Genomic DNA, 20,858 nt, shown 5'->3' with positions numbered 1-20,858 from the left:
CTCCTTGATCGTGGTGCCACCGCAGGCACCCGTCCAGGAGGGCACCATGAGAACGTCGATCCGAGCCGCCGCCGCGCTGACCGCGGTCGCCGCCGCCGTCACCACCGGCGTGACCACGGCCAACGCCGACACCCACACCGGCCGGTCGGACGACGGAGGTTACGGCTACACCCAGGTCCGCAAGGTCGTCCCCGACACCGCCGCCCACTTCACCGTCACCAGCCCGGACATCCGCAACGGCGGCACCATCCCGGCCGACTCCTACGCGGGCGCCGCGTTCGGCTGCTCCGGCGACAACAAGCAGATACGGCTGTCCTGGCACGGCGCCCCGAAGGACACCCGCAGCTACGCGGTCACCATGTTCGACCCCGACGCCCCCACCGGCTCCGGCTTCTGGCACTGGCAGACCTGGGACATCCCCGCCACGGACACCGAGCTGGGCTCCGCCCTGCCGGCCGGCGCGGTCGCCGGCACCAACGACGCCGGCCAGACCGGCTACCTGGGCCCCTGCCCGCCGGCCGGCGACATCACCCACCACTACCGGATCACGGTCTACGCCCTGGACACCCCGACCCTGCAACTGCCTGCGGCGACCCCGGCCGCGCTCACCCGCTTCACCATGTCGACCCACGTGCTCGGCACGGCCACGATCACGGCGACGGCGCGCAGGTCCTGACGAGGAGGACCGCGGCCGGACCAGCGCGCCCGGCGTCCCATGGTCGGCGCGGTGCCGCCCACGCCTTGAAGACCGCATCCGTGACGGCCGCGACCGCTCGTCCCCGCTCGGAAACCGAGTAGCCGTACTCAGGCGGGGACGCGCCGACGGGGGTGAGATGGGGGCATGAGCCTTCCGCCGCCCCCTTACCCGCCGTCGTACGGTCCCGGGTTCCCGTCGCCGCGTCCCCTGCCGGGCGGGCCTCTCAGGGTGGTCTTCGCCGTGCTGGCCGGGCTGCTGCTCGCGGTCGCTGTCGCGGTCAACGGGCTGTTGTTCTTCGGCATGCTCTTCGCCGGTGACAGCTGCGGCACCTCGGCCGGCACCCAGCGGTTCTGCGAGGGTTCCGGGTGGATGCTCGTGGCGATGTTCGGGCCGACGGTCGCGCTGGCCGCCGCGGCAGCCACGGTCGTGCTCGGGGTGGTGCGAGCCCGGCGGCCGTGGACCGCCCTGGCGCTGGGCGTACTCGTCTACGCGGCCGGGCCCGCGCTCGCCCTGTTCACCGTCTTCGGCTAGTGCTCTGACCGCATGGGTTCGCCGGGTCGGCCGTCGTGACGGTTGGATGCGCGCGGACGTCCGATCCGACCACTGGAGGCGCGGTCTGGTGGAGGCCGGCGGCGGCTACGGTGCCGAGGCCGTCTGCGTACGGGGCATGACGGGGTCGCCTTTCGCAACGGGGAGCGAGGGGGGATTCAGCGGTAGTCGAGCTCGGCGAGCTCGGTGGCGAGCTTCTTCGGCAGGCCCGTGTGGCCCAGCAGAGGCAGTGCGAGGTTGCGGGCCCCGCGGACCATGGGGTTGCGGGTGGTGGCCACCCGGGTCATCCGGTCGGTGAAGGCGACCACCCGCTGGGCGACCGGGCGGCGCTGTGCCTCGTAGCCGTCGAGCCGCCCGGTGGCGAACGCCCGGCCCAGTGTGTAGCCGTCCTGGATGCCGGTGTTCATTCCCTGGCCGCCGGCGGGGCTGTGCACGTGCGCGGCGTCGCCGGCCAGCAGCAGGCGGCCGACGCGGTAGTGGTCGGCGACCCGGTGGTGCACCCGGAACCGTGACGACCATGCCAAGCCGGTGACCCCGGCCTGGCCGGGGGCGCGCTCGTCGAGCAGCTGCTGGACGAACGCGAGATCGGGTGTGGCGGGGGCGTCGTCGATGGTGGCGACGACCCGGTAGTGGCCGCCGGGCAGCGGGGCGACGACGGTGAGCCCCGCGGTGCCGAAGGTGAGGGAGACTTCGGCGGGGCCGGGCGTCCAGTCCATCACGACGTCGGCGAGCACGAAGGACTCGGCATAGGCGTTGCCGGTGAACCCGATGCCCGCCGCTTCGCGCACGACGCTGTGCATACCGTCGGCGCCGACGGCGTACCCGGCGCGCAGCGTCTGACCGGTGGACATGGTGAGGGTCACCCCGTCCTCGTCCTGAACGACCGATGCGACCTCATAGGGGCGGTGCACATCACCGCCGAGCGCCCGCAGCCGGTCCAGCAGCACGCTCTCGGTCTCGTACTGGGGAACCATCAGCGTGTACGGGTGGGCCGTGGGCAGCTGGTCGAACGGCACGGTCAGCAGCCGGCGAGAGCCGTCCCGGACGGCGAACCGGGTCACCTGAACGCCTCGGGCGATCAGCTGGTCCGAAGCCCCCAGCTCGTCCAGGACTTCCAGGGTGCGGGCGTGTACGACGGCAGCACGCGAGGTGTTCGCCCCCTCGGCCAGCCGGTCCAGGACGACGAAGTCGACACCCGCGGAAGCGAGCGTGACGGCGAGCGCGAGACCGGTCGGGCCACCGCCGACGATGGCGACCTCGGTGTGGGCGGGGAGTGCGGTGGTGTTCATGGCGGTGTCTTCCGTTCTGATCCAGGAGGAAGGTCAACAGACGTTTGCCAACAGTTGTTGGCCAACGCTCGTTGACATGATGCTCAGAGTTCCACTGGAAAGTCAACATGTGTTGGCCTACAGTTGTTGGCATGACGCAAGACGCCGAGATCACCAGCAGGGACAAGCGTTCCGACCGCACCAAGGCCGCGATCCTGCGCGCGGCGCGGGAGCGATTCGCCGCCCAGGGCTACGAACGCACCACGATCCGTGCCGTGGCCTCCGACGCCGGCATCGACCCTTCGATGGTCATGCGCTACTTCGGCAACAAGGCCCAGCTCTTCGACGCGACACTCGCCATCGATCTGCGGCTGCCGGACCTCACGGGCGTTCCGGCGGACGAGGTGGCACAGGCCATGGTCCGGCACTTCCTCGAACGCTGGGAGGGCGACCCGGCCGACGACGCGCTGCTGGTCCTGCTGCGCTCGGCGGTCACCAACGAGCAGGCCGCGGCGCGGATGCACGAGATCTTCGCGGCCCAGGTCGCGCCGGCCCTGGCCGCCGCCCTGGGCCCGGAACGCGCCGCACGCCGGGCCGGCCTGGTCTCCGCCCAGCTCCTCGGCCTCGGACTCACCCGCTACCTGCTGCGTCTCCCGGCAGTGACCGCCCTGACACCGGACGAGATCGAAGACGGCCTCGCACCGGCCATCCAGGCCGTGCTCGATCCGAGCTAGGCGGCATCGAGCGATGAGTTCCGATACGAAGGGAGGTCTTCTCGGGCGGACGTGCTCGTGAGGTGCGGGCACGTACGAACTCGACCGAGCTTGATGACCGGTGAGGAGACTCCAGCGTGAGCGACATCGTGGTCCAGAAGATCGTCCGGCCTGAGCGCGCGGTATCGGGCCCGTGGCTGGAGGTGATCGCCTCAAATCTCGACTACCACCGAGCGACCTTCTTGTGGAAGTGCGAGGGCCTCTCGGACGAACAACTGCGGCTGCGTCCTGTGCGGACGTCGGCGTTGACCCTGCTGGGGCTCATGCGCCATCTACAGGGGGTTGAGCGTGCCTGGTTCCAGCGGACGCTGGCCGGCACGATGCCTCGCTTCTTTCCCTACCGGACCTACGTCACCGCTGACGGGGGCGAGTGGTACGACGAGTCGGACGCCACACCGGCCAGGGACGTCTACGAGGACTACCTCAAGGCGTGCGAGGAGTCGCGGCAGGTGTTCGCGGAGGTGACCGTCGACCTCGCGCGCATCGTGCCGAACCCGGAATTCGGTGACACCGACGTACGGTTCGTCCTTGAACACGTGATCGAGGAGTACGCCCGCCACGTCGGCCACGCGGACCTCCTCCGCGAGGCCATCGACGGCGCCACCGGCGAGTAGCCGACCGCTGCGCCCCACGGAGCACGCCGAGCTCGCGCAGTGATCAGCGGGTGAAGGGCCGGCCGACCAGCTGGGCGATCACCGGCATCCGGTTCACTGGCGAGCCGAGGTGTCGCCCCCCAGGAAGGCGGCCCAGGAGGCCGGGGAGACGGTGAGGCGGGGGCCGTCGGGGGCCGTCTTGGAGTCGCGGATGTGGATGGTGTGGGGGCAGGGGGATATTTCGAGGCAGTCGCCGCCGCTGTCGTTGCTGTACGAGGACTTGCGCCAGGTGTAGGCGGTTTCGACGCACTGGCCGCCGCTGTCGTTGCTGTAGCTCGACTTGAACCAACGCAGGGTGCTCGTCATGTCCGCTCTTCTCCTGCCAACTTTCGGATGAGGCTCAACGAGTCGTCCGAGCTCAGCGCCTGAGTTCGGATCTTCGCATATCGGTGGGTGAGGCGAGCGACCTTTGCGGGATCGCTGACCAGCACACTTTCGTCCTCGATCTCCATGTAGACCAGGCGGTGGTGTTCCTTGGTCTCCACCAGTTGCATGTCGCCACGTGCACCCGCGTGGCCGGCCCTCAACCCCCGGTCCGTCGGCAGCACTTGCACGCTCACATTGTCCCTCTCCGTGTCCTCCGCGAGCGACCGCAATTGGTCGCGCATCACCTCCCAGCTCCCGAACGGCCGCCGCAGTACCGACTCCTCCAGGATCAGCTCGATCATGGCCGTCGGATCCGCCCGGTCGAACAGCACTCGCCGTGCCACCCGCGCCTCGACCAGTTCCTCCACCTTCTCGTCGGGCAGCTTCGGGAAGCCTCCGCCGATCAGCGCGCGTGCGTACTCCGGTGTCTGGAACAGACCGTCGACCACGAACGTCTGGTACGACGACAGCGAGACCGCCTCCTGCTCCACCAGCGCGAAGTTCTTGAACTGCGGCGGATACTTGTCCAGCAGTACGAACCTGCGTGCCTTCTCGAAGATCCCCAGCCCGCCGCCGATCGCCTCCTCCAGCTTGGCGAGCATCTTGTCGCTGGCGGGCTGCGCTCCCGTCTCCATCGCGCTGACCGCGGACCCGGTGTAGCCGATGCGCTTCCCCAGCTCCTCTTGCGTCAGATCCTGTTGCTCGCGGAATGCCTTCGCGAGAGCGGCCAGGAGCTGTGCCGTGCTGCCCGCCTCCGCCTTGTTCTCAGCCCGCGCCATTGCGGTCACCCCCGAACTCAACCGAACTCAACCGGTCACAACCACCGAGCCCCGAATTCCCAGAGTTTTCGGCTCTTGACTCAGAGTTATGGCGACGGTAGCCGCACCTGCCCAAACTGGTCCCATGAATACGCAAAGTCACCAGTTAAACCTCGGCTGGCTCCCGGCCTCCGGCGTTCAACTCCGCAAGGCCGGTGTCCAGTTCGACGCGGTGCGGGTGGACGACGGGGAGTGGGGGCGGCGGCTCGCCGACCGGCTCGCGGAGCTGACCGGGGGTGACCCGGGGCCCGTCATCGAGGTCGCCAGCGGGCGGCGGTGTGTGTACTTCCTGGTTCCGGCCGGGAGTACGGATCACCTGCCCTGGCCTGCGGAGGTGACCAGACTGACCGCCGTTCCGGCCCGGGTGTCGTACATCCCGATTCCCGCGCTGGACGACATGACCTGGCCGTTGGCCTGGCGCTATCGGCCCACCGCGCACGGGCGTTTCGTGCACACGCGACTGCTGCGGACCGCGCTTCACTCGCCGGAGTGAATTGCGTCAACACGCGGGCAGAAAAAAGGGATTGTGGCTTGCGCTCGGCTCTTTGCGAGGCCCTAAAGTCACGATCAACGAGATTGCCCCCGCGGTGCGCCAACACCCGGGGGCCCGACACCTGGAGCTGAACCCTCCGATGCGCGTTCATCGTACGGCGCCCCTGCGCGCCTTCGCAGCCCTCGCCAACTCCCGTTTCGGGGACCGACGTCTGTCCTGGGGAGCGGTAGGCGTACTGGCGTACCTCTTGGGGCTGCCGGACGGTTCCTGGATCACGGAGCGAATGCTTGCGGCGCAGCGTCGCGAAGGGTGCATGTCGATCGTCGCCTCCCTGCGTGAACTGGAGGAACGGCGGTATCTGCGGCGGGTGGTGCGGCGGGACCCCGTGACTCGGCAGTACTCGACGACCTGCGAGGTTTTCGAGAGGCCGTACGAATTCGGGTCACCGGCGGGTGAATTGCAAAAAGTTCGCCTCGTGGCGGCCTAGAAACCAGAGAAAGGAACGTCGATGACTGTCACACTCGTACGCCCTGAGACGGTATACCGCCAGTATACTGTCCTCATGGCTGACACCACGATCAAGGTCGACCCCGCTGTCCGTGACCGCCTCCAGGAGCTCGCCCGGGAACGCGGGATGAGCATGCGGGACTTCGTGGCGGAGCTGGCCGGGGCCACGCCCACCAAGGAGGAGCTGCGCAAGCGGTACGAGGAGACCAGGGCGTACGTCGAGGAGCACTTCCTGGGGCGGCCCTACACCGAAGAGGATGAGAAGGCCGGCGAGCAGCTGTGGGCCGACATCGAGTCGGGTCGGATCGGGGAGGTCCAGTGACCGGGGAAGAGCGTTACCCGCTGCCGCGTGCCGTCATCTTCGACGACACGGCGGCCCTCGCGCTCGGCGCCGGGAACAGCATGGCCTCGCGGCTCGTCGTCGAGGCCGAGAAGGATCCGGCTCTGCGGGTCTACATCCCCGCGGTGAGCCTGGCCGCCGCCGAGCGGGAGCGGGCCGGTGTCGCCGAGCACGTCGGTGCGCTGCCGTCCGTCAACATCGAGGGGCTCGATTTCGCGGCGGCCACCGCCGTCGGCAAGCGCCTGCGCGCAGCCAAGGGCGACTCGGAGCACGGCAAGGACGAGCCGGACTGGAGCGGCGCGCATGTGCTGCACCTCGCCCTGCCGACCGTCGAATGGCCGCGCGGCCGTGCCGTGCTGACCAGGACCCCGATGCGTTACCGGGGCACGGGCATCCGCACCATCCGTCTCGTCGAGAACTGATCCCCGCCCGTCAGCTGAAGACGATCATCGACCCCTGCGCCAGGCTTCGGGTCGCCGCCGCGTGCAGGCCCAGCCAGACATGGCGTTCGCGGGCGAAGGGGCTCGGGTCGTAGGGGGCCGGGACCGCCGGTTCCTCCAGGTCGGTGGGGGCGGCGGGGGGCTGCGGCGGGGCCGGGGGGTTCGCCGGGTCGATGCCGATCGACGGGGCGACGTACTCCAGCTCGCGCAGCAGGGCGTGGGAGGAGCCCAGGGGGCCGCCGCTGGCGAGGAGTTCGTCGCTGGCGAGCGGGTTCGGGAAGTCGACCGGGACGTAGGCGCCCGCGTGGTCGTAGTGCCAGACCAGGTGGGACTGCTGGGCCGTCGACTCGAACATCTCCAGGAGCTGCTCGTAGTCACCGCCCAGGTCGTCCACGGGGGAGACGGGCAGGCCGCAGACCTGGAGCAGGTACACGCGGCGGAGGAAGTGGAGGGCGTCGTAGTCGAAGCCGGCCACGGGCGCGACCTCGCCGGACAGGCCCGGCATGTACTGGTACACCGGCACCGGGGGCAGCCCGGCCTCGGCGAGCACCTTGTTGTATTGCGCGAGTTCCTCGGCGAACGGATTGTCGGGGGTGTGGCACAACACGTCGACCAGCGGTACCAGCCAGAGGTCACAGGCCAAAGAGGGCTCCTAGTATCAGCGCGTTCACAGCAAGTGCTCAGCCAGGTGGTCAGGGAAGAGTAATCCGTGCGGCGCCGGTCAGCTCCCCTCGTGCAGGTCCCATACCCAGACCCCACCGGTCCACTTACCGGGTTTTCCGGTCAGGGCCTCCACCGCCTGTCGTAGTTTCTCGTCATTGGGTTGCGGGGCGACCACCAGTACCCCCGCCTTCCAGTACGCGAAGTCCTTCTTCGCCTGCGCCTGCCAGTTCTTGCCGATCACCGGGACCTTCCCGGTGTAGCGGACGTCCCGCAGCATGCTGGAGGTGTAGCGCGGGACGGCGCCGTAGATTCCGGTGCGGTCCTCGCCGTAGGGGCCGTTGAAGTATCCGCCGGGGAGCTTGAAGCCGAGCCCGGCGCTGGTCTGCCAGTGCAGGGCCTCCGCGTAGCCGGGGTCCGGCAGCGGGAGGGGGACGAGGGACTCGCCCCTGCCCACGTACGACTTCCACATCCCGCTGCTGATGAACTCCGGGACCGCCTCCCGCTGCTCGGACTTGAGCGGGGCCGGGAGGATCGGGAGCAGGGCGAGGGCGACGGCGAGCAGGCCGAAGTACTGGGCGCCGATGCGGCGGGTGGCCAGGACCTTCTCCAGGGCCAGCGCGAGCAGCACGCCCAGCGCGGGTGCGCAGATCATCGCCACCCGGCCCTCGATGACGGACTCGAAGAGCGGGAATTTGCGTACCAGCGCCCAGGGGCCCGGATACACCGTCTCCGTCAGCGGGATGCGGATCTTCGGGCCCATGGACAGCACGGCCGCGGCCACGGACGTGAACGCCAGCGCCTTGACCAGCGGCCGCTCCCACAGCCGTACGACGATCCCGAACGCGACCAGGACCAGCGGCCAGCCGTAGAAGGCGTTCTGCTCGGTGGGGTTGAGGGAGAGCTCGTTGGCGCGGCCCGCGTTGCCGTAGAGCAGCGAGCGTTCGGAGAAGGCGAGGAGGGAGAGCGGGCTGTTTCCGGCGTTGTCGCCGTGCAGGACGCTGTGGTAGCTCTGCGGGCCCGTGAACTGCCAGTAGAGCGGGAAGGCGACCAGGGGCAGACAGACCGCCCCGGCGATCAGCAGGCCCTTGCCCAGCGGGCGCCAGGCTTCCTTCGCCACCTGCGGCCGTACCACCGCGTACGCGAGGGCGAACAGGGTCATGCCCAGCGCCGCCAGCAGGAACGGCTCCTCGCCCAGGAGGACCTGGTACGCCGCCATCAGGCCGAGCACGATCCCGTCCCGCCGGACCCGGGCGCCGGTGGCCAGGCGCAGGGCGCGGTCGATGATCAGCGGGATCATGAACAGGATCACGAAGTTGGGGTGCGCGTTGGCGTGGCTGACCATCGGCGGCGCGAAGGCCGCGAGGGCCGCGCCGACGAAGGCGGCACCCCGGTGCCGTACCACCCGCTTCACGATCAGCCAGTACCAGGCGGCGGCGGTCGCGGCGAGCCCGAGCGCCATGCACACGGAGAGCGAGACGGCCGGACCGGCTATGAGCGTCAGCGGGGCGAAGGGGACGGAGACGCCCAGCATGACCGTGTTGGCCATGAGGTTCACGCCGTCGGGGAAGTTCTGGAAGTCGGAGAAGAGCGGGTTGCGGAAGTGCGCGAGGTTGTCCGCGGTCACCGCGAAGAACCACTCCCACTGGTTCTGGTCCTGGAGGGAGTCGACGAGATAGCGGTGGTCCGGGTCGAAGAAGCGGCCCGAGTAGAGGGCGATCGAGAGGGCGAGGAAGAGGAACGGGACCAGCAGGTCCGCCGGGCGCAGCCGGCGCAGCCGCAGCCGGGCCAGGTCGGCGAGGACCTTCGGGTAGTCCAGCGGGCCCACCTTGGAGCCGGGCTGGTGGCTCCAGCGGACCGGGACCTCGGCGATCGGGTGGCCGCCCCGGTGCAGGTGCTGGAGGACCTCGATGTCGATGCCCCAGCCGTCCAGCCGGGAGTCGGCGAAGGCCTCGCGGGCCAGGTCGCCGTCGAAGAGCTTGAACCCGCACTGGGTGTCCCGGATCCCGGGCACGGCGGTCGCGCGTATCAGCAGGTTCCCGGCGCGGCCGAGCAGCTCGCGCAGCCGGTGCTGGTGGTCGGCTATCTCCGCGCCCGGCACCGCACGCGAGCCGATCGCCGCCGCGCTGCCCTCGCTGAGCGCCTTGTCCAGCCGCTCCAGCTCCTCGATCGGCGCCGCGAGGTCGGCGTCGGTGACGAGCACGCGGCTGCCGCCGGTCGCGGCGACGCCGAGGCGCAGGGCGTTGCCCTTGCCCCGGTTGCGGTCCGCGGCGACCAGGCGGACGCGCGGGTGCCGTAAGGCGGCGACCTCGCACGTCCCGTCCGTGGAACCGTCGTCGGAGACGACCACTTCCCAGGAGCCGAAGCGGCTCTCGTTGTCGGCGAGGTAGCGGGTGACGGCGTCGAGCGTCGGGCCGAGCCGTTCCTCCTCGTTGTACGCCGGGATGACGACGGAAAGGTCGACGGTCCCCCTGTCCTCGTCCTCCGTGGTCTCCGTGGGCGCGGTCATCCGTTCTTCTCCGCCAGTCGCTCGATCAGGGCGAGGGAGTGCGTGTTGTACGCGGCGACGATCCCCCGGGCGGCCTCGGTGTCCCGGCGGGACAGCGCGTCGACCAACTCCGTGTGCCGGGACCACAGATACCCGCGTAGATCGGGCAGCCGGCGCAGATGCTGCACCGCGCACACCCAGGACTGCACGCGCAGCCGGTGCAGGAAGTCGGCGAGGTAGGGGTTGCCGAACAGGGCCGACAGCTCCCGCCAGAACCGCAGGTCGTAACCGATGAGGATGGTCAGGTCACCGGCGGTCGCGGCGCGCTGCGCCTCCTCGCCGCGCCGGCGGACCGCGGCCAGCGCGGCCGCGACCCGGGGCTCCTCGGGGTCCTTGAAGGCCGGGTGGAGGCCGTGGGCGAGGGCCTGGAACATGCCGTCGGTGACCAGGCTGCGGGCCTCGATCATGCCCCGGTAGTCGGCCAGCGTGTACTCCGGCACCCGGAAGCCGCGGTGCTGGTCGGCGTCGAGGATGCCCTGCGCGGACAGGTCGACCAGCGCCTCGCGGACCGGCGTGGCGGAGACCCCGTACTGCTCGGCGATCTCCTTGACGGTGAACTCCCGGCCCGGCTGCAGCCGCCCGGCGAGCACTTCGTCACGGAGCGCGTCCGCGATCTGCTGGCGCAGGGTACTGCGGGTCACAGCGCCGTTGCCGGGCATCGTCGGGTGCCTCTCCTCACGCGTACGGGTGACGTGCTCGCTCACAGATACATGTACGAGCACGCCACCTTACGCGTTCGGGTTCCGGGTGTACTCCTTCTGTACCCGGGAAGCTACCCGTGGGTCGGCTGTGAGAAGCGGCGCGCCCCTTCAGGGGCGCGGGGAACTGCGCGACCAGCCCCCACCGGCCCGCAGCCCGAAACGGGACCTCAAGCCACCGTGTATTCGTCGGCCACGCTCAGCGCCGCGTCCAGCGCAGCGAACCCTTCCTTCAGCTCGGCCTCACTGACATTGCACGGCGGCACCACATGCGTCCGGTTCATGTTCACGAACGGCCACAGCCCCTGCTTCTTCGCCGCAGCGCCGAAGGCGGCCATCGCCGCGTTCGCCTCCCCGGCCGCGTTGTACGGCACCAGCGGCTCCCGGGTCTCCCGGTTCTTCACCAGGTCGAGCGCCCAGAACATGCCGACCCCGCGGACCTCGCCGACGCTCGGGTGCCGCTCGGCGAGCGAGGCGAGCGCCGGCCCCACGACCTCCGCACCCAGCCGCTTCGCGTTCTCGACGACCCCTTCCTCCGCCATCACGTTGATCGTCGCGACGGCGGCGGCACAGGCCAGCGGATGCCCGGAGTAGGTCAGCCCGCCCGGGTAGGGCCGCTTGGCGAAGGTCTCGGCGATCTTCCCGCTGATCGCGACACCACCGAGCGGCACATACCCGCTGTTCACGCCCTTGGCGAAGGTCATCAGATCGGGTACGACCCCGAACAGGTCGGCGGCGAACCACTCGCCGGTCCGCCCGAACCCGGCCATGACCTCGTCCAGGACGAAGACGATCCCGTACTTGTCGCAGATCTCCCGGACCCCCGCCAGATACCCGGCCGGGGGGACCATGATCCCGGCGGTCCCGGGGATGGTCTCCAGCACGATGGCCGCGACCGTGCCCGGCCCCTCGAAGGCGATGGTCGTCTCCAGGTGCTCCAGCGCCCGCGCGGTCTCCTGCTCCTCGGTCTCCGCGTAGAAGCGGGAGCGGTAGAGGAAGGGCGCCCAGAAGTGCACGACCCCGGCGGCGGCGCCGTCGGAGGCCCAGCGGCGCGGGTCGCCGGTGATGTTGATCGCCTGCTGGGTGCCGCCGTGGTAGGAGCGGTAGGCGGACAGCACCTTCGGGCGCCCGGTGTGCAGCCGTGCCATCCGCACGGCGTGCTCGATGGCGTCGGCGCCGCCGTTGGTGAAGAAGATCTTGTCCAGGTCGCCGGGGGTGCGCTCGGCGATCAGCCGGGCCGCCTCCGACCGCGCCTCGACGGCGAAGGCGGGCGCGAAGGTCGTCATCTTCGCGGCCTGCTCCTGGATGGCGGCGACGACCTTCGGGTGCTGGTAGCCGACGTTGGTGAAGACGAGCCCGCTGGTGAAGTCCAGGTAGCGCCGACCGTCGTAGTCCCAGAAGTACGACCCTTCGGCGCCGGCCACGGCGAGCGGGTCGATGAGGTCCTGCGCGGACCAGGAGTGGAAGACGTGCGCACGATCGGCCGCCTTCACTGCGGCTCCGGCCTGGGGATTGGGCTGAGGGGTCATGCCCGGGAGCGTAGGAGTGTCCGGCGGGGGAGCGATATCGGCGACATGTTCCGTGGTCAGGGGGATTCCGCGACAGGTTGTCCACAGCCTGGGGACACGGCCGGGCGAACGGCACCGGTGCCTGTTACGTAACCGTAGACATAGCGCGGCGCGATCCCCGGAACGGCCGCATTATTCTCGGCTCGATCACAAGTGTGAGCAAGGAGCGGATCTGCCATGGAGAAGCTGGGGCCGGGGGATCCGCAGCACATCGGTCGCTACCGGCTGCTGGCGCGGCTGGGCGCGGGCGGGATGGGGCGTGTGTACCTCGCCCGGTCGGAGCGCGGTCGTACGGTCGCCGTGAAGCTGGTACGGGCGGAGCTCGCCGAGCACGAGGAGTTCCGCGAGCGCTTCCGGCAGGAGGTGCGCAACGCCCAGCGGGTCGGCGGGTTCTGGACCGCGCCCGTTCTCGACGCCGACACCGAGGCCGCCGTGCCCTGGGTGGCCACCGGCTATGTGGCCGGGCCGAGCCTCCAGCGGGTCGTCGAGCACGACCACGGGCCGCTGCCCGAGCGGTCGGTGCGCATTCTCGCCGCCGGTCTCGCACACGCGCTGGGCAACATCCACGCGGCCGGGATCGTCCACCGTGACCTCAAGCCGTCCAACGTGATGCTCACCATAGAGGGACCCCGGGTCATCGACTTCGGCATCGCGCGGGCACTGGAGACGCTGCCCGGCGAACGGCTCACCCAGACCGGCTCCCTCCTCGGCTCGCCCGGCTTCATGGCCCCCGAGCAGGTGCGCGGCGACCGGATCACGCCGGCCTGCGACGTCTTCTGCCTCGGCTCGGTGCTCGCCTACGCGGCCACCGGCCGGCTTCCCTTCGGCTCCACCGAGGGCGGCGCACACGCCCTGATGTTCCGGATCGCCCAGGAGGAACCCGACCTCTCCGGCCTCCCCGAGGACATCGCCGACGTGGTCCGCGACTGCCTGCGCAAGGACCCGGCGGCCCGTCCGTCGCTGGACGCGATCCTGGCCCGGACGGGAGCGGGCGACACGGTCTGGGAGGGCCGGTCGAGGGACCCGTGGCTGCCGGGCTCCCTGGTAGCCCAACTGGGCCGCCACGCGGTGGAGTTGCTGGAGGTGGAGGACCCTACGGTCTACGGGGCGCTGCAGGGGGTGACGCGTCAGGAGGCGCAAGGATCAGCAGACCAAGGGGCGCGGGGCGGTGTTGAATCTGCGGCTGCCGCCGCGGGGGCGCGACCAGCCCCCACCCACCCGCAGCCGACACTCGACCCGCCGTCCCCCGAACACGCCCCCGCCCACCCGGCCTACGGCTACCCGAACCAACCCCACCAGCACCCGCAGCCGCAGCCGCAGCCGTACAACCCCTACGCCGTCACCGCCCCCGTCACCACCCCCGACGCCACCCAGATCTACGCACCCCCGCTTCCCCTCTACGACCCCGACCCCGTCCCCGCCGACGAGTCCCGCCGCACCCCCCGCTCCACCGCCCTCCTCGTCACCATCGCGCTGATCGTGTTGCTGGCCGCGGGCGGCTCGGTGTACGCGCTCATGCAGAGCGGCGGCGACGGCGCGGACGACAAGGCGGCCGGCAAGGTCACCCCCACTCCGTCGGCCACCGCCCCGACCACCTCCGCGGAGTCGACGCCCGCACAGTCGCCCTCCTCCTCGGCTGCCCCGAAGAACATCGTCCCGAGCGGCTTCCTCGGCACCTGGGCCACGTCGATAGACAACGACACCGGCCACAACACCCGCGAACTGACCATCCGCCAGGGTGCCGTGGGCGACAAGGTCCTCACCCTGGTGGCGGACGGCCCCGGCTACCACTGCGAGTTCACGGCGAAGCTCGCCGGAAAGCCCGGCTCCGACGGCCCGTTGGAGATCGGCCCCTCCACGGTCACGTCCGGCAAGCCCCGTTCGTCGTGCAGCGCCGGCGAGGCCACCGAGGTGACCCTGCTGTCGGGCGGCAAGCTGAAGCGCGTGACGAAGGACGGCGACGAGAGCCTGACCTACAGCAAGGAATGAACAAAGGCTGAATATGGGGTAGTTGAACGTCCGGCGAACTTCCGTTCGGGCGGCCGAATTGTCCCTTCGCTGCTCGTCCGAGCCTCTTACGGTGACCCCATTCATCCGGCTCCGGGCAGTGGCGGGGGCACCCACATGGAGTGGCTGAGCGCGGAGAACGTCGTCGCCGTGGGCACCGCGGTGCTCGGCATCGTCGCGTCCGCGGGCATCTTCTGGTACGAGCGTCGCGTCCCGCGCCGTAAGCGGATCGGCTACCGCGTGCAGATGGACAACCCGATCGGCGACGACGTCCGTTCCGGCCGTATCGGCAGACGCCTGGGCCTCTTCGACGAGGCCCCGGACATGGCCGGTGCCACCCTGGTCCTGCTGCGCATCGAGAACGACGGCTCCCAGGGCATCGGCCGCGACGACTACACCAGTCCCGAACTGCACGGTCTCACCGCCGTGTTCACCGATCGCATCATCCGGGGCGTCTCGGTCACCCAGCCGACCGACAGCGACCACCTCATGCCTCACTTCACCCCGGAGCGCGGCTTCGGCTACGCGGGCAACACCCTGCGCATCCCGCGGGTCCCGCTCAACCACGGGGAGCACTTCAAGCTCCTTGTGCTGCTGTCCGGCGGTGACGTCGGCCGGGAGATCAGGATCGTCGGCGGGCTCCACGACGGCGAGGTGCACCCCAACCGCAGTGCCACCCCCGACGATGCCACGCCCCTGTTCAGCCGCGCCTCCCGGCTGATCACCATCATGCTGACGCTCAGCGTGCTCACCCTCGCCACGATCGTCGTGGCCCGCGACGACACCCCGCCGCCGATGGGCTGCGCGAAGGGCTCGCTGCGGGTCATCGGCTCGACCGCCTTCGCCCCCGTGATGCAGGACGCGGCGAAGAAGTACGAGAAGGGCTGCGCGGGCGCGTCGATCACGGTGGACGCGCACGGCTCGACCGCCGGGATCAGGGAGCTGAACGACGCCGGGGCGGACGCGAAGAAGGGCTCCCCGTCGGTGCTGGCCCTCTCCGACGGCCCCAAGCCCACTGACATGCCCGAGCTGAAGGAGAACCGGGTCGCCCTGGTGGTCTTCGCGCTGGTCGTGAACGACGACGTGCCGCTGCGGAACCTCACCACGGCCGACGTACGACGGCTGTACCGGGGCGAGATCACCAACTGGAAGCAGCTGGGCGGCCCCGACCTGCAGGTGGTGCTGGTCAGCCGGGACGCCAACTCCGGGACCCGGCAGGTCTTCCAGCGGCGGGTGCTGAAGCGTGGCGAGATCGCCAACTCCTCCGTGGACTGCGTGCACAAGGACGACCCGACGGCGAAGGTGATCCGCTGCGAGCTGGACTCCACCGACCAGGTGCTGTCGCAGGTGGCCCAGCTGAAGGGCGCGGTCGGATACGCCGAGCTGAACGTGGCGGAGCACGCGAAGGGCCTGCACATCCTCTCCCTGGACGCCAACGCCCCGTCGGTGGACGCGATCGAGCGCGGCGTCAGCCCGTACCCGTACCGCGAGATCGAGTACGCGTACACCTATGGCCAGCCGTCGGCCACCTCGCTCGCGTCGAGCTTCCTGTCGTACGTCGAGAAGGGGAACGGCCAGGACGTGATCCGCTCGTACGGGCATGTGGCCTGTTACGCGCCGGCGACCATGAAACTCTGCGCGTGAGCGCTCCCCGGCCGGGGTTCAGCCGAGGGTGACCCAGGTCCCCTGTGCGGCCGAGCGGCTCATCGCGTCGAGGGCGGTCGCGCTGTGCACGGCGTCCTCCAGGGTCGGGCCGTAGGAGGTGCCCTCGGCGACGGAGCGCAGGAAGTTGCGGGCCTCGATCACCTTGAGGTCGTCGTAGCCCATGGCGTTGGCGGCGCCGGGCTGGAAGGCGCCGTACTCGCCGTGGCCGGGTCCGACGAAGACCGTGGAGACGGGCTGGTCCTGGTAGGAGGTGCCACGGCTGACGCCCAGCTCGCCCATCCGCCGGTAGTCCCAGAAGACGGCGCCCTTGGTGCCGTGCACCTCGAAGCCGTAGTTGTTCTGCTCGCCGACCGAGACCCGGGAGGCCTCCAGGACGCCCCGGGCGCCGGAGGCGAAGCGCAGCAGGCAGTTGACGTAGTCCTCGTTCTCGACCGGGCCGAGCTCGCCGCCGGTGGCGAGGGTGTGGCCGGCGGTGGCGCCGGTGGGGCGGGCGCGCTCCGGGATGAACACGGCCGTGTCGGCGGTCAGCGACTCGATGTCGCCGAGCAGGAAGCGGGCCAGGTCGACGCCGTGCGAGGCCAGGTCGCCGAGCACTCCGCCACCGCCCCGGGCCCGCTCGTACCGCCAGGTCAGGGCGCCGTCGGGATGTGCGGCGTAGTCGCTGAACAGCCGGACGCGGACATGCGTCACGGTCCCCAGCTCACCGGAGGCGATCAGCTCACGCGCGTACGCGACGGCGGGCGCGTTGCGGTAGTTGAACCCGACCGTCCCGCGCACCCCGGCCTTGGCCACCGCGTCCGCCACCGCGCGGGCGTCCTCCGCGGTCAGCCCGACCGGCTTCTCGATCCATATGTGCTTGCCGGCCTCGGCCATGGCGACGCCGATCTCGCGGTGCAGGAAGTTCGGCGCGGTGATGCTGACGGCGTGGACACGCGGGTCGGCCGCCACGTCCCGCCAGTCCCGGGTGGTGCTCCGGAACCCGAACTGCTCAGCGGCCTCCTCGGCCCGCCCCGGCACCTCCTCGGCGACGGTCACCAGCTCGGGCCGTACGGGCAGCTGCGGGAAGTGGTGGGGAACGCGCTGGTAGGCCTGGGTATGCACCCGCCCCATCCACCCGAACCCGACGACGGCGACCCCGACCGTACCCACCATGTGGCTGCCCTTCCTCGGACGCTCCAGACCCTGCGCCCTCACGATGCGGCGCCCCTTCCCAAGATGTCAAGACATTCAGCCGTCCTGACAATTAGTGCGGCCCCTTACGCGCCCTTTTAGAGGTGCGGGGCTGTGGCGCGCCCCGCAGGGGCGCGGGACTGTTCCGATATGCGGCTCCGCCGCGTGGGCGCGAAGCCGCCCTCTTGGGGCGCGGGGAACTGCGCGACCAGCCCCCACGGTGCGGCACTGAGCCACGGCGCGAAACCACCCCTTTCAGGGGCGCGGCGCGAGCAACCACGACGGTGCCGCACCGAACCCGCGACGCGCACCCCCCTCACCTCACCTCGGTTCCGGCGGCCTCTGTCGCGGCATGTTCGGCCGCGCCCCGTTAGGGCCCGGCAGCGGAAACCGCCCGTTCAGATGCCCCGCATCCGCCCGCGGCCCCGCCGCCACCGTCGCCTGCATGCCCAGCGGCGTCGGCCCCGTCCGGAACTCCACCATCCAGTCGGCCGTCTCCGTACGGACCAGCTCGGTCACGTCCTCCGAGAACCGCCGCAGCACCCCCAGGCACCGCTCGCTCGCCTCGCTCGCCGTCCCCTCCGCCGGCCCCAGCACCTCCCGCACACTCTCCGACGCCCAGTCGAACTGCAGCACCTGCAGCCGCCGCTGCACGGCCTGCGCGGTGGCCATGTCCCTTATCCAGCCGGACGTCACCCCGAAGAACCGGTCGATACCGACGCAGGACACCGCCATCAGCAGCGAGAGGTACCCCCAGGGCGCGACCCCGCCGACCACCCCGGTGAGGTCCAGCAGCGGCAGCGCGGCCCCCAGTACCGCCCCCACGGCCGCCCCGCACCGCAGCGCCCTCGCCCCCCGCCGCTTCCACACCCGGTCCGCCAGATACCACGCGGCCGTCTCCAGCGCCCCGCGCTCCACCCACCGGTACAGCTCGTCGAGCCGCTCGGCCGGCTCACCCCAGTCCCCGAGCGGGAACGCCCGCCCGGTCAGATCACCCGGCCGCAGTCCGGCCGCACCCTCGCCGCCCCGCCCGTCCTGGGGCGGTCCCTCGGGCTGCATCTCCGGCTGACCCACCCGGCACTCCCTAACTGATCCCGACCGGTCACGTTCCGTGACATTCGGACCTGGCGCTGGACCTGACAATGAATGCTGACGACGGGAACCCTTCCTACCGCCCAATGGGTGGCGAAGGCCTTGCTTTCGCCTCTTTTACGCCCGGAAGTGGGCCTTGATCAGGTATAGGCATCTCGGGAATCTCACTCGAAAGAGTGGCGGGGCGATGGCTGCGTCGACCACGTAGGCTCATGCACAACAGAGAAAATCCGGACCCGACCCAGGAGCTGATCGTGATCCCCGGTGGTGGCCAGCCCAACATGCAGCAGCTGCTCCAGCAGGCCCAGAAGATGCAGCAGGACCTGGCACGGGCCCAGGAGGAACTGGCGAGCACGGAGGTCGACGGACAGGCGGGCGGCGGCCTGGTGAAGGCCACCGTGACCGGCTCCGGCGAGCTGCGCGCGCTGAAGATCGACCCGAAGGCGGTGGACCCGGAGGACACCGAGACCCTCGCCGACCTGATCATCGCGGCGGTGCAGGCGGCCAACGAGAACGCCCAGGCGCTCCAGCAGCAGAAGCTGGGCCCGCTGGCCCAGGGTCTGGGCGGCGGCAGCGGCATCCCGGGCCTGCCGTTCTGATGTTCGTCGCCCGCACGACACCCGTACCGCCTTCCTAGGACAGGCGGCAGCCAACTACGGTACGTACCGAAAGACTCCAGGAAGGGCAGTCCGTTGTACGAAGGCGTGGTCCAGGACCTCATCGACGAGCTGGGGCGGCTTCCCGGCGTCGGTCCCAAGAGCGCGCAGCGGATCGCCTTCCACATCCTGCAGGCGGAGCCCACGGACGTACGGCGTCTGGCGCAGGCTCTCCTGGAGGTGAAGGCGAAGGTCCGCTTCTGCGCGACCTGCGGCAACGTGGCACAGGAGGAACTGTGCAACATCTGCCGCGACGCCCGCCGCGACCGCACGGTGATCTGTGTCGTGGAGGAGCCGAAGGACGTCGTCGCGATCGAGCGCACGCGGGAGTTCCGCGGCCGTTACCACGTGCTCGGCGGCGCGATCAGCCCGATCGAGGGCGTCGGCCCCGACGACCTCCGGATAAGAGAACTCCTCGCGCGTCTGGCCGACGGCACGGTCACCGAGCTGATCCTGGCCACGGACCCGAACCTGGAGGGCGAGGCGACTGCCACCTACCTCGCCCGCATGATCAAACCCATGGGCCTGAAGGTCACCCGCCTGGCCAGCGGCCTCCCGGTGGGTGGCGACCTGGAATACGCGGACGAGGTCACGCTCGGCCGCGCCTTCGAGGGGAGACGACTCCTAGATGTCTGACGCCACGCTGCACGCGACCGCGCAGAACCCTGACGACTTCGCGGTCCAGATCGCCGACCAGGTGGAGAGTTTCCTGGTGGCCGTGACGGAGGTGTCGAAGGGCGACGAGCCGGACTCGGCGGTCCCCTTCCTCCTCCTGGAGGTCTCCCAGCTCCTGCTGGCCGGCGGCCGGCTCGGCGCGCACGAGGACATCGTCCCCGACGAGCGCTACGAGCCGGACCTGGGCCCGGAGCCGGACGTCGACCAGCTCCGCGAGAACTTCGCGCGCCTGCTCGACCCCATCGACGTCTACTCCGAGGTCTTCGACCCCTACGAGCCCCGCAAGGCGCCCGTCCCGGCCCGTATCTCGGACGACCTGGCCGACATCATCACCGACCTCCGCCACGGCATGGCCCACTACCGCTCGGGCCGCACCACGGAGGCCCTGTGGTGGTGGCAGTTCTCCTACTTCTCCAACTGGGGCCCCACCGCCTCCGCGGTCCTGCGCGCCCTCCAGTCCGTCCTGATCCACGTCCGCCTGAACCAGCCCCTGGAGGAACTGGACGGCCTGGACACCGACCAGGACACGATCGGCGACGAGACGCTGGAGTTCGAGGCGGGCCAGGTCATGGAGCAGGAGATCGGCGGGGCGCTGGGGGCGCAGTCCTCTTCCAAGTAGGACAGCCTCCGTCCCAAGCGGTCCCTACGGTCGTCGGTGACATTCCGACACCGGCGAGAGGATCGCGATGCCCGAGCAGCCCGGAAGCGCCGCACCGGACGGGTACACCACAGTCGCGCCCTGGGTCGTCACCGACGACACCGGGGCGTTCCTGGATTTCGTCACCCAGGCGTTCGGGGGTACGGAGCTGGGACGGGTGCCGACCGAGGACGGCCTGATCGGACACGCCGAGATCCGGATCGGCGACACCGTCGTCCTGGCCTTCGACCGGCACCAGGACTGGCCCGCCCTGCCGAGCCTGCTGCGCGTGTTCGTCACCGACGCGGACGGCACGTTCGACCGGGCCGTCGCGGCCGGTGCCGAAGTCGTCACGTCTCCGGCGGACAACGCCTTCGGGCAGCGCGGTGGGCGCGTCAAGGACCCCTTCGGCAACATCTGGTGGGTCGTCGCCCACGTCGAGGACGTCTCCGAGGACGAGATGTGGCGCCGACTCCGGGAGCCGACCTACGCGGAGGCCATGCGGGTGGCACAAGAGACCTTGGACGCCGAACTCGGCAGCCGTCGGCAGGGCCACAGCAGCGCTCCCGTGTTTCCGC

21 protein-coding genes and 1 pseudogene are annotated in these 20,858 nt (G+C 70.4%); 13 read left to right on the top strand and 9 right to left on the bottom strand.

Annotation, left to right across the window (positions count from 1 at the left end; all coding sequences use genetic code 11):
• Positions 1-46: 46 nt before the first annotated feature.
• Positions 47-676 (top strand): YbhB/YbcL family Raf kinase inhibitor-like protein, encoded by a 630-nt coding sequence (locus KVT45_RS30175; protein ID WP_217552283.1) that lies wholly within the window; start codon positions 47-49, stop codon positions 674-676.
• Positions 677-841: 165 nt separating this feature from the next.
• Positions 842-1,228 (top strand): hypothetical protein, encoded by a 387-nt coding sequence (locus KVT45_RS30170; RefSeq protein WP_217552282.1) that lies wholly within the window; start codon positions 842-844, stop codon positions 1,226-1,228.
• 176 nt (positions 1,229-1,404) lie between these two features.
• On the opposite strand, the gene KVT45_RS30165 is transcribed toward KVT45_RS30170, so the two are convergent.
• A complete protein-coding gene (locus KVT45_RS30165; RefSeq protein WP_217552281.1) occupies positions 1,405-2,535 on the bottom strand; it encodes an NAD(P)/FAD-dependent oxidoreductase in 1,131 nt (376 codons plus the stop codon).
• A 131-nt stretch (positions 2,536-2,666) separates the two neighbouring features.
• Here KVT45_RS30165 and KVT45_RS30160 point away from each other — a divergent pair, with 131 nt between their 5' ends.
• Entirely contained in the window at positions 2,667-3,248 is a 582-nt protein-coding gene (locus KVT45_RS30160) for a TetR family transcriptional regulator (RefSeq protein WP_217552280.1), read from the top strand.
• A 116-nt stretch (positions 3,249-3,364) separates the two neighbouring features.
• On the top strand, positions 3,365-3,901 hold the full coding sequence (locus KVT45_RS30155; RefSeq protein ID WP_217552279.1) for a DinB family protein: 537 nt from the start codon (positions 3,365-3,367) through the stop codon (positions 3,899-3,901).
• A gap of 93 nt (positions 3,902-3,994) precedes the next feature.
• Here KVT45_RS30155 and KVT45_RS30150 read toward each other — a convergent pair whose 3' ends face one another.
• Both KVT45_RS30150 and KVT45_RS30145 read right to left on the bottom strand, forming a co-directional pair.
• Complete coding sequence (locus tag KVT45_RS30150; RefSeq protein ID WP_217552278.1) at positions 3,995-4,246, bottom strand: DUF397 domain-containing protein; 252 nt, start codon at positions 4,244-4,246, stop codon at positions 3,995-3,997.
• Positions 4,243-5,085 carry a helix-turn-helix transcriptional regulator gene (locus KVT45_RS30145; protein WP_217552277.1) on the bottom strand — a complete coding sequence of 281 codons (843 nt, stop codon included), beginning with the start codon at positions 5,083-5,085 and terminating at the stop codon, positions 4,243-4,245. The genes KVT45_RS30150 and KVT45_RS30145 overlap by 4 nt, the downstream gene beginning before the upstream one ends.
• 124 nt (positions 5,086-5,209) lie before the next feature.
• On the opposite strand from KVT45_RS30145, the gene KVT45_RS30140 reads away from it, so the two are divergent.
• The 3 genes from KVT45_RS30140 to KVT45_RS30130 all read left to right on the top strand — a co-directional run bounded on the left by KVT45_RS30140 (position 5,210) and on the right by KVT45_RS30130 (position 6,886).
• Positions 5,210-5,617 (top strand): hypothetical protein, encoded by a 408-nt coding sequence (locus KVT45_RS30140; protein ID WP_217552276.1) that lies wholly within the window; start codon positions 5,210-5,212, stop codon positions 5,615-5,617.
• A 562-nt stretch (positions 5,618-6,179) separates the two neighbouring features.
• On the top strand, positions 6,180-6,446 hold the full coding sequence (locus tag KVT45_RS30135; RefSeq protein ID WP_150133819.1) for a ribbon-helix-helix protein, CopG family: 267 nt from the start codon (positions 6,180-6,182) through the stop codon (positions 6,444-6,446).
• Positions 6,443-6,886 carry a hypothetical protein gene (locus KVT45_RS30130; RefSeq protein WP_217552275.1) on the top strand — a complete coding sequence of 148 codons (444 nt, stop codon included), beginning with the start codon at positions 6,443-6,445 and terminating at the stop codon, positions 6,884-6,886. Before KVT45_RS30135 ends, KVT45_RS30130 begins: the two co-directional genes overlap by 4 nt.
• Positions 6,887-6,896: 10 nt before the next feature.
• Here KVT45_RS30130 and KVT45_RS30125 read toward each other — a convergent pair whose 3' ends face one another.
• The 4 genes from KVT45_RS30125 to KVT45_RS30110 all read right to left on the bottom strand — a co-directional run bounded on the left by KVT45_RS30125 (position 6,897) and on the right by KVT45_RS30110 (position 12,339).
• On the bottom strand, positions 6,897-7,547 hold the full coding sequence (locus KVT45_RS30125) for a hypothetical protein (protein WP_217552274.1): 651 nt from the start codon (positions 7,545-7,547) through the stop codon (positions 6,897-6,899).
• A gap of 78 nt (positions 7,548-7,625) precedes the next feature.
• Positions 7,626-10,073 carry a dolichyl-phosphate beta-glucosyltransferase gene (locus tag KVT45_RS30120; protein ID WP_217552273.1) on the bottom strand — a complete coding sequence of 816 codons (2,448 nt, stop codon included), beginning with the start codon at positions 10,071-10,073 and terminating at the stop codon, positions 7,626-7,628.
• Complete coding sequence (locus KVT45_RS30115) at positions 10,070-10,771, bottom strand: GntR family transcriptional regulator (RefSeq protein WP_217552272.1); 702 nt, start codon at positions 10,769-10,771, stop codon at positions 10,070-10,072. The genes KVT45_RS30120 and KVT45_RS30115 overlap by 4 nt, the downstream gene beginning before the upstream one ends.
• Positions 10,772-10,980: 209 nt before the next feature.
• Positions 10,981-12,339 carry an aspartate aminotransferase family protein gene (locus KVT45_RS30110; RefSeq protein ID WP_217552271.1) on the bottom strand — a complete coding sequence of 453 codons (1,359 nt, stop codon included), beginning with the start codon at positions 12,337-12,339 and terminating at the stop codon, positions 10,981-10,983.
• A gap of 216 nt (positions 12,340-12,555) precedes the next feature.
• Between KVT45_RS30110 and KVT45_RS30105 the strand changes: the two genes are divergently transcribed.
• Positions 12,556-14,367: a serine/threonine-protein kinase gene (locus KVT45_RS30105; RefSeq protein ID WP_217552270.1), complete on the top strand. Its 1,812-nt coding sequence runs from the start codon at positions 12,556-12,558 to the stop codon at positions 14,365-14,367.
• Positions 14,368-14,502: 135 nt separating this feature from the next.
• Positions 14,503-16,029, top strand: coding sequence for a substrate-binding domain-containing protein (locus KVT45_RS30100; protein WP_217552269.1), 1,527 nt, complete (start codon positions 14,503-14,505; stop codon positions 16,027-16,029).
• 18 nt (positions 16,030-16,047) lie between these two features.
• Here KVT45_RS30100 and KVT45_RS30095 read toward each other — a convergent pair whose 3' ends face one another.
• Together KVT45_RS30095 and KVT45_RS30090 are read right to left on the bottom strand one after the other, a co-directional pair.
• Entirely contained in the window at positions 16,048-17,202 is a 1,155-nt protein-coding gene (locus KVT45_RS30095; RefSeq protein ID WP_217552396.1) for a Gfo/Idh/MocA family protein, read from the bottom strand.
• Positions 17,203-17,541: 339 nt separating this feature from the next.
• Positions 17,542-18,294, bottom strand: coding sequence for an SLATT domain-containing protein (locus tag KVT45_RS30090; RefSeq protein WP_217552268.1), 753 nt, complete (start codon positions 18,292-18,294; stop codon positions 17,542-17,544).
• A 272-nt stretch (positions 18,295-18,566) separates the two neighbouring features.
• Between KVT45_RS30090 and KVT45_RS30085 the strand changes: the two genes are divergently transcribed.
• The 4 genes and pseudogenes from KVT45_RS30085 to KVT45_RS30070 all read left to right on the top strand — a co-directional run.
• Positions 18,567-18,911, top strand: coding sequence for a YbaB/EbfC family nucleoid-associated protein (locus KVT45_RS30085; protein WP_217552395.1), 345 nt, complete (start codon positions 18,567-18,569; stop codon positions 18,909-18,911).
• 93 nt (positions 18,912-19,004) lie between these two features.
• Positions 19,005-19,604 (top strand): recombination mediator RecR, encoded by a 600-nt coding sequence (gene recR / locus KVT45_RS30080; RefSeq protein ID WP_217552267.1) that lies wholly within the window; start codon positions 19,005-19,007, stop codon positions 19,602-19,604.
• Positions 19,597-20,262, top strand: a complete 666-nt coding sequence (locus tag KVT45_RS30075) for a DUF5063 domain-containing protein (RefSeq protein ID WP_217552266.1) — start codon at positions 19,597-19,599, stop codon at positions 20,260-20,262. The genes recR and KVT45_RS30075 overlap by 8 nt, the downstream gene beginning before the upstream one ends.
• A 67-nt stretch (positions 20,263-20,329) precedes the next feature.
• Positions 20,330-20,851, top strand: a pseudogene (locus tag KVT45_RS30070) (VOC family protein); the annotation flags it as partial.
• Positions 20,852-20,858 lie beyond the last annotated feature (7 nt).

It is taken from the genome of Streptomyces sp. GbtcB6 (genome assembly GCF_019091475.1).
Lineage (GTDB): Bacteria > Actinomycetota > Actinomycetes > Streptomycetales > Streptomycetaceae > Streptomyces > Streptomyces hyaluromycini.
The sequence above is the reverse complement of the archived record's forward strand: the minus strand, read 5'-3'. Positions and strand labels throughout refer to the sequence as shown.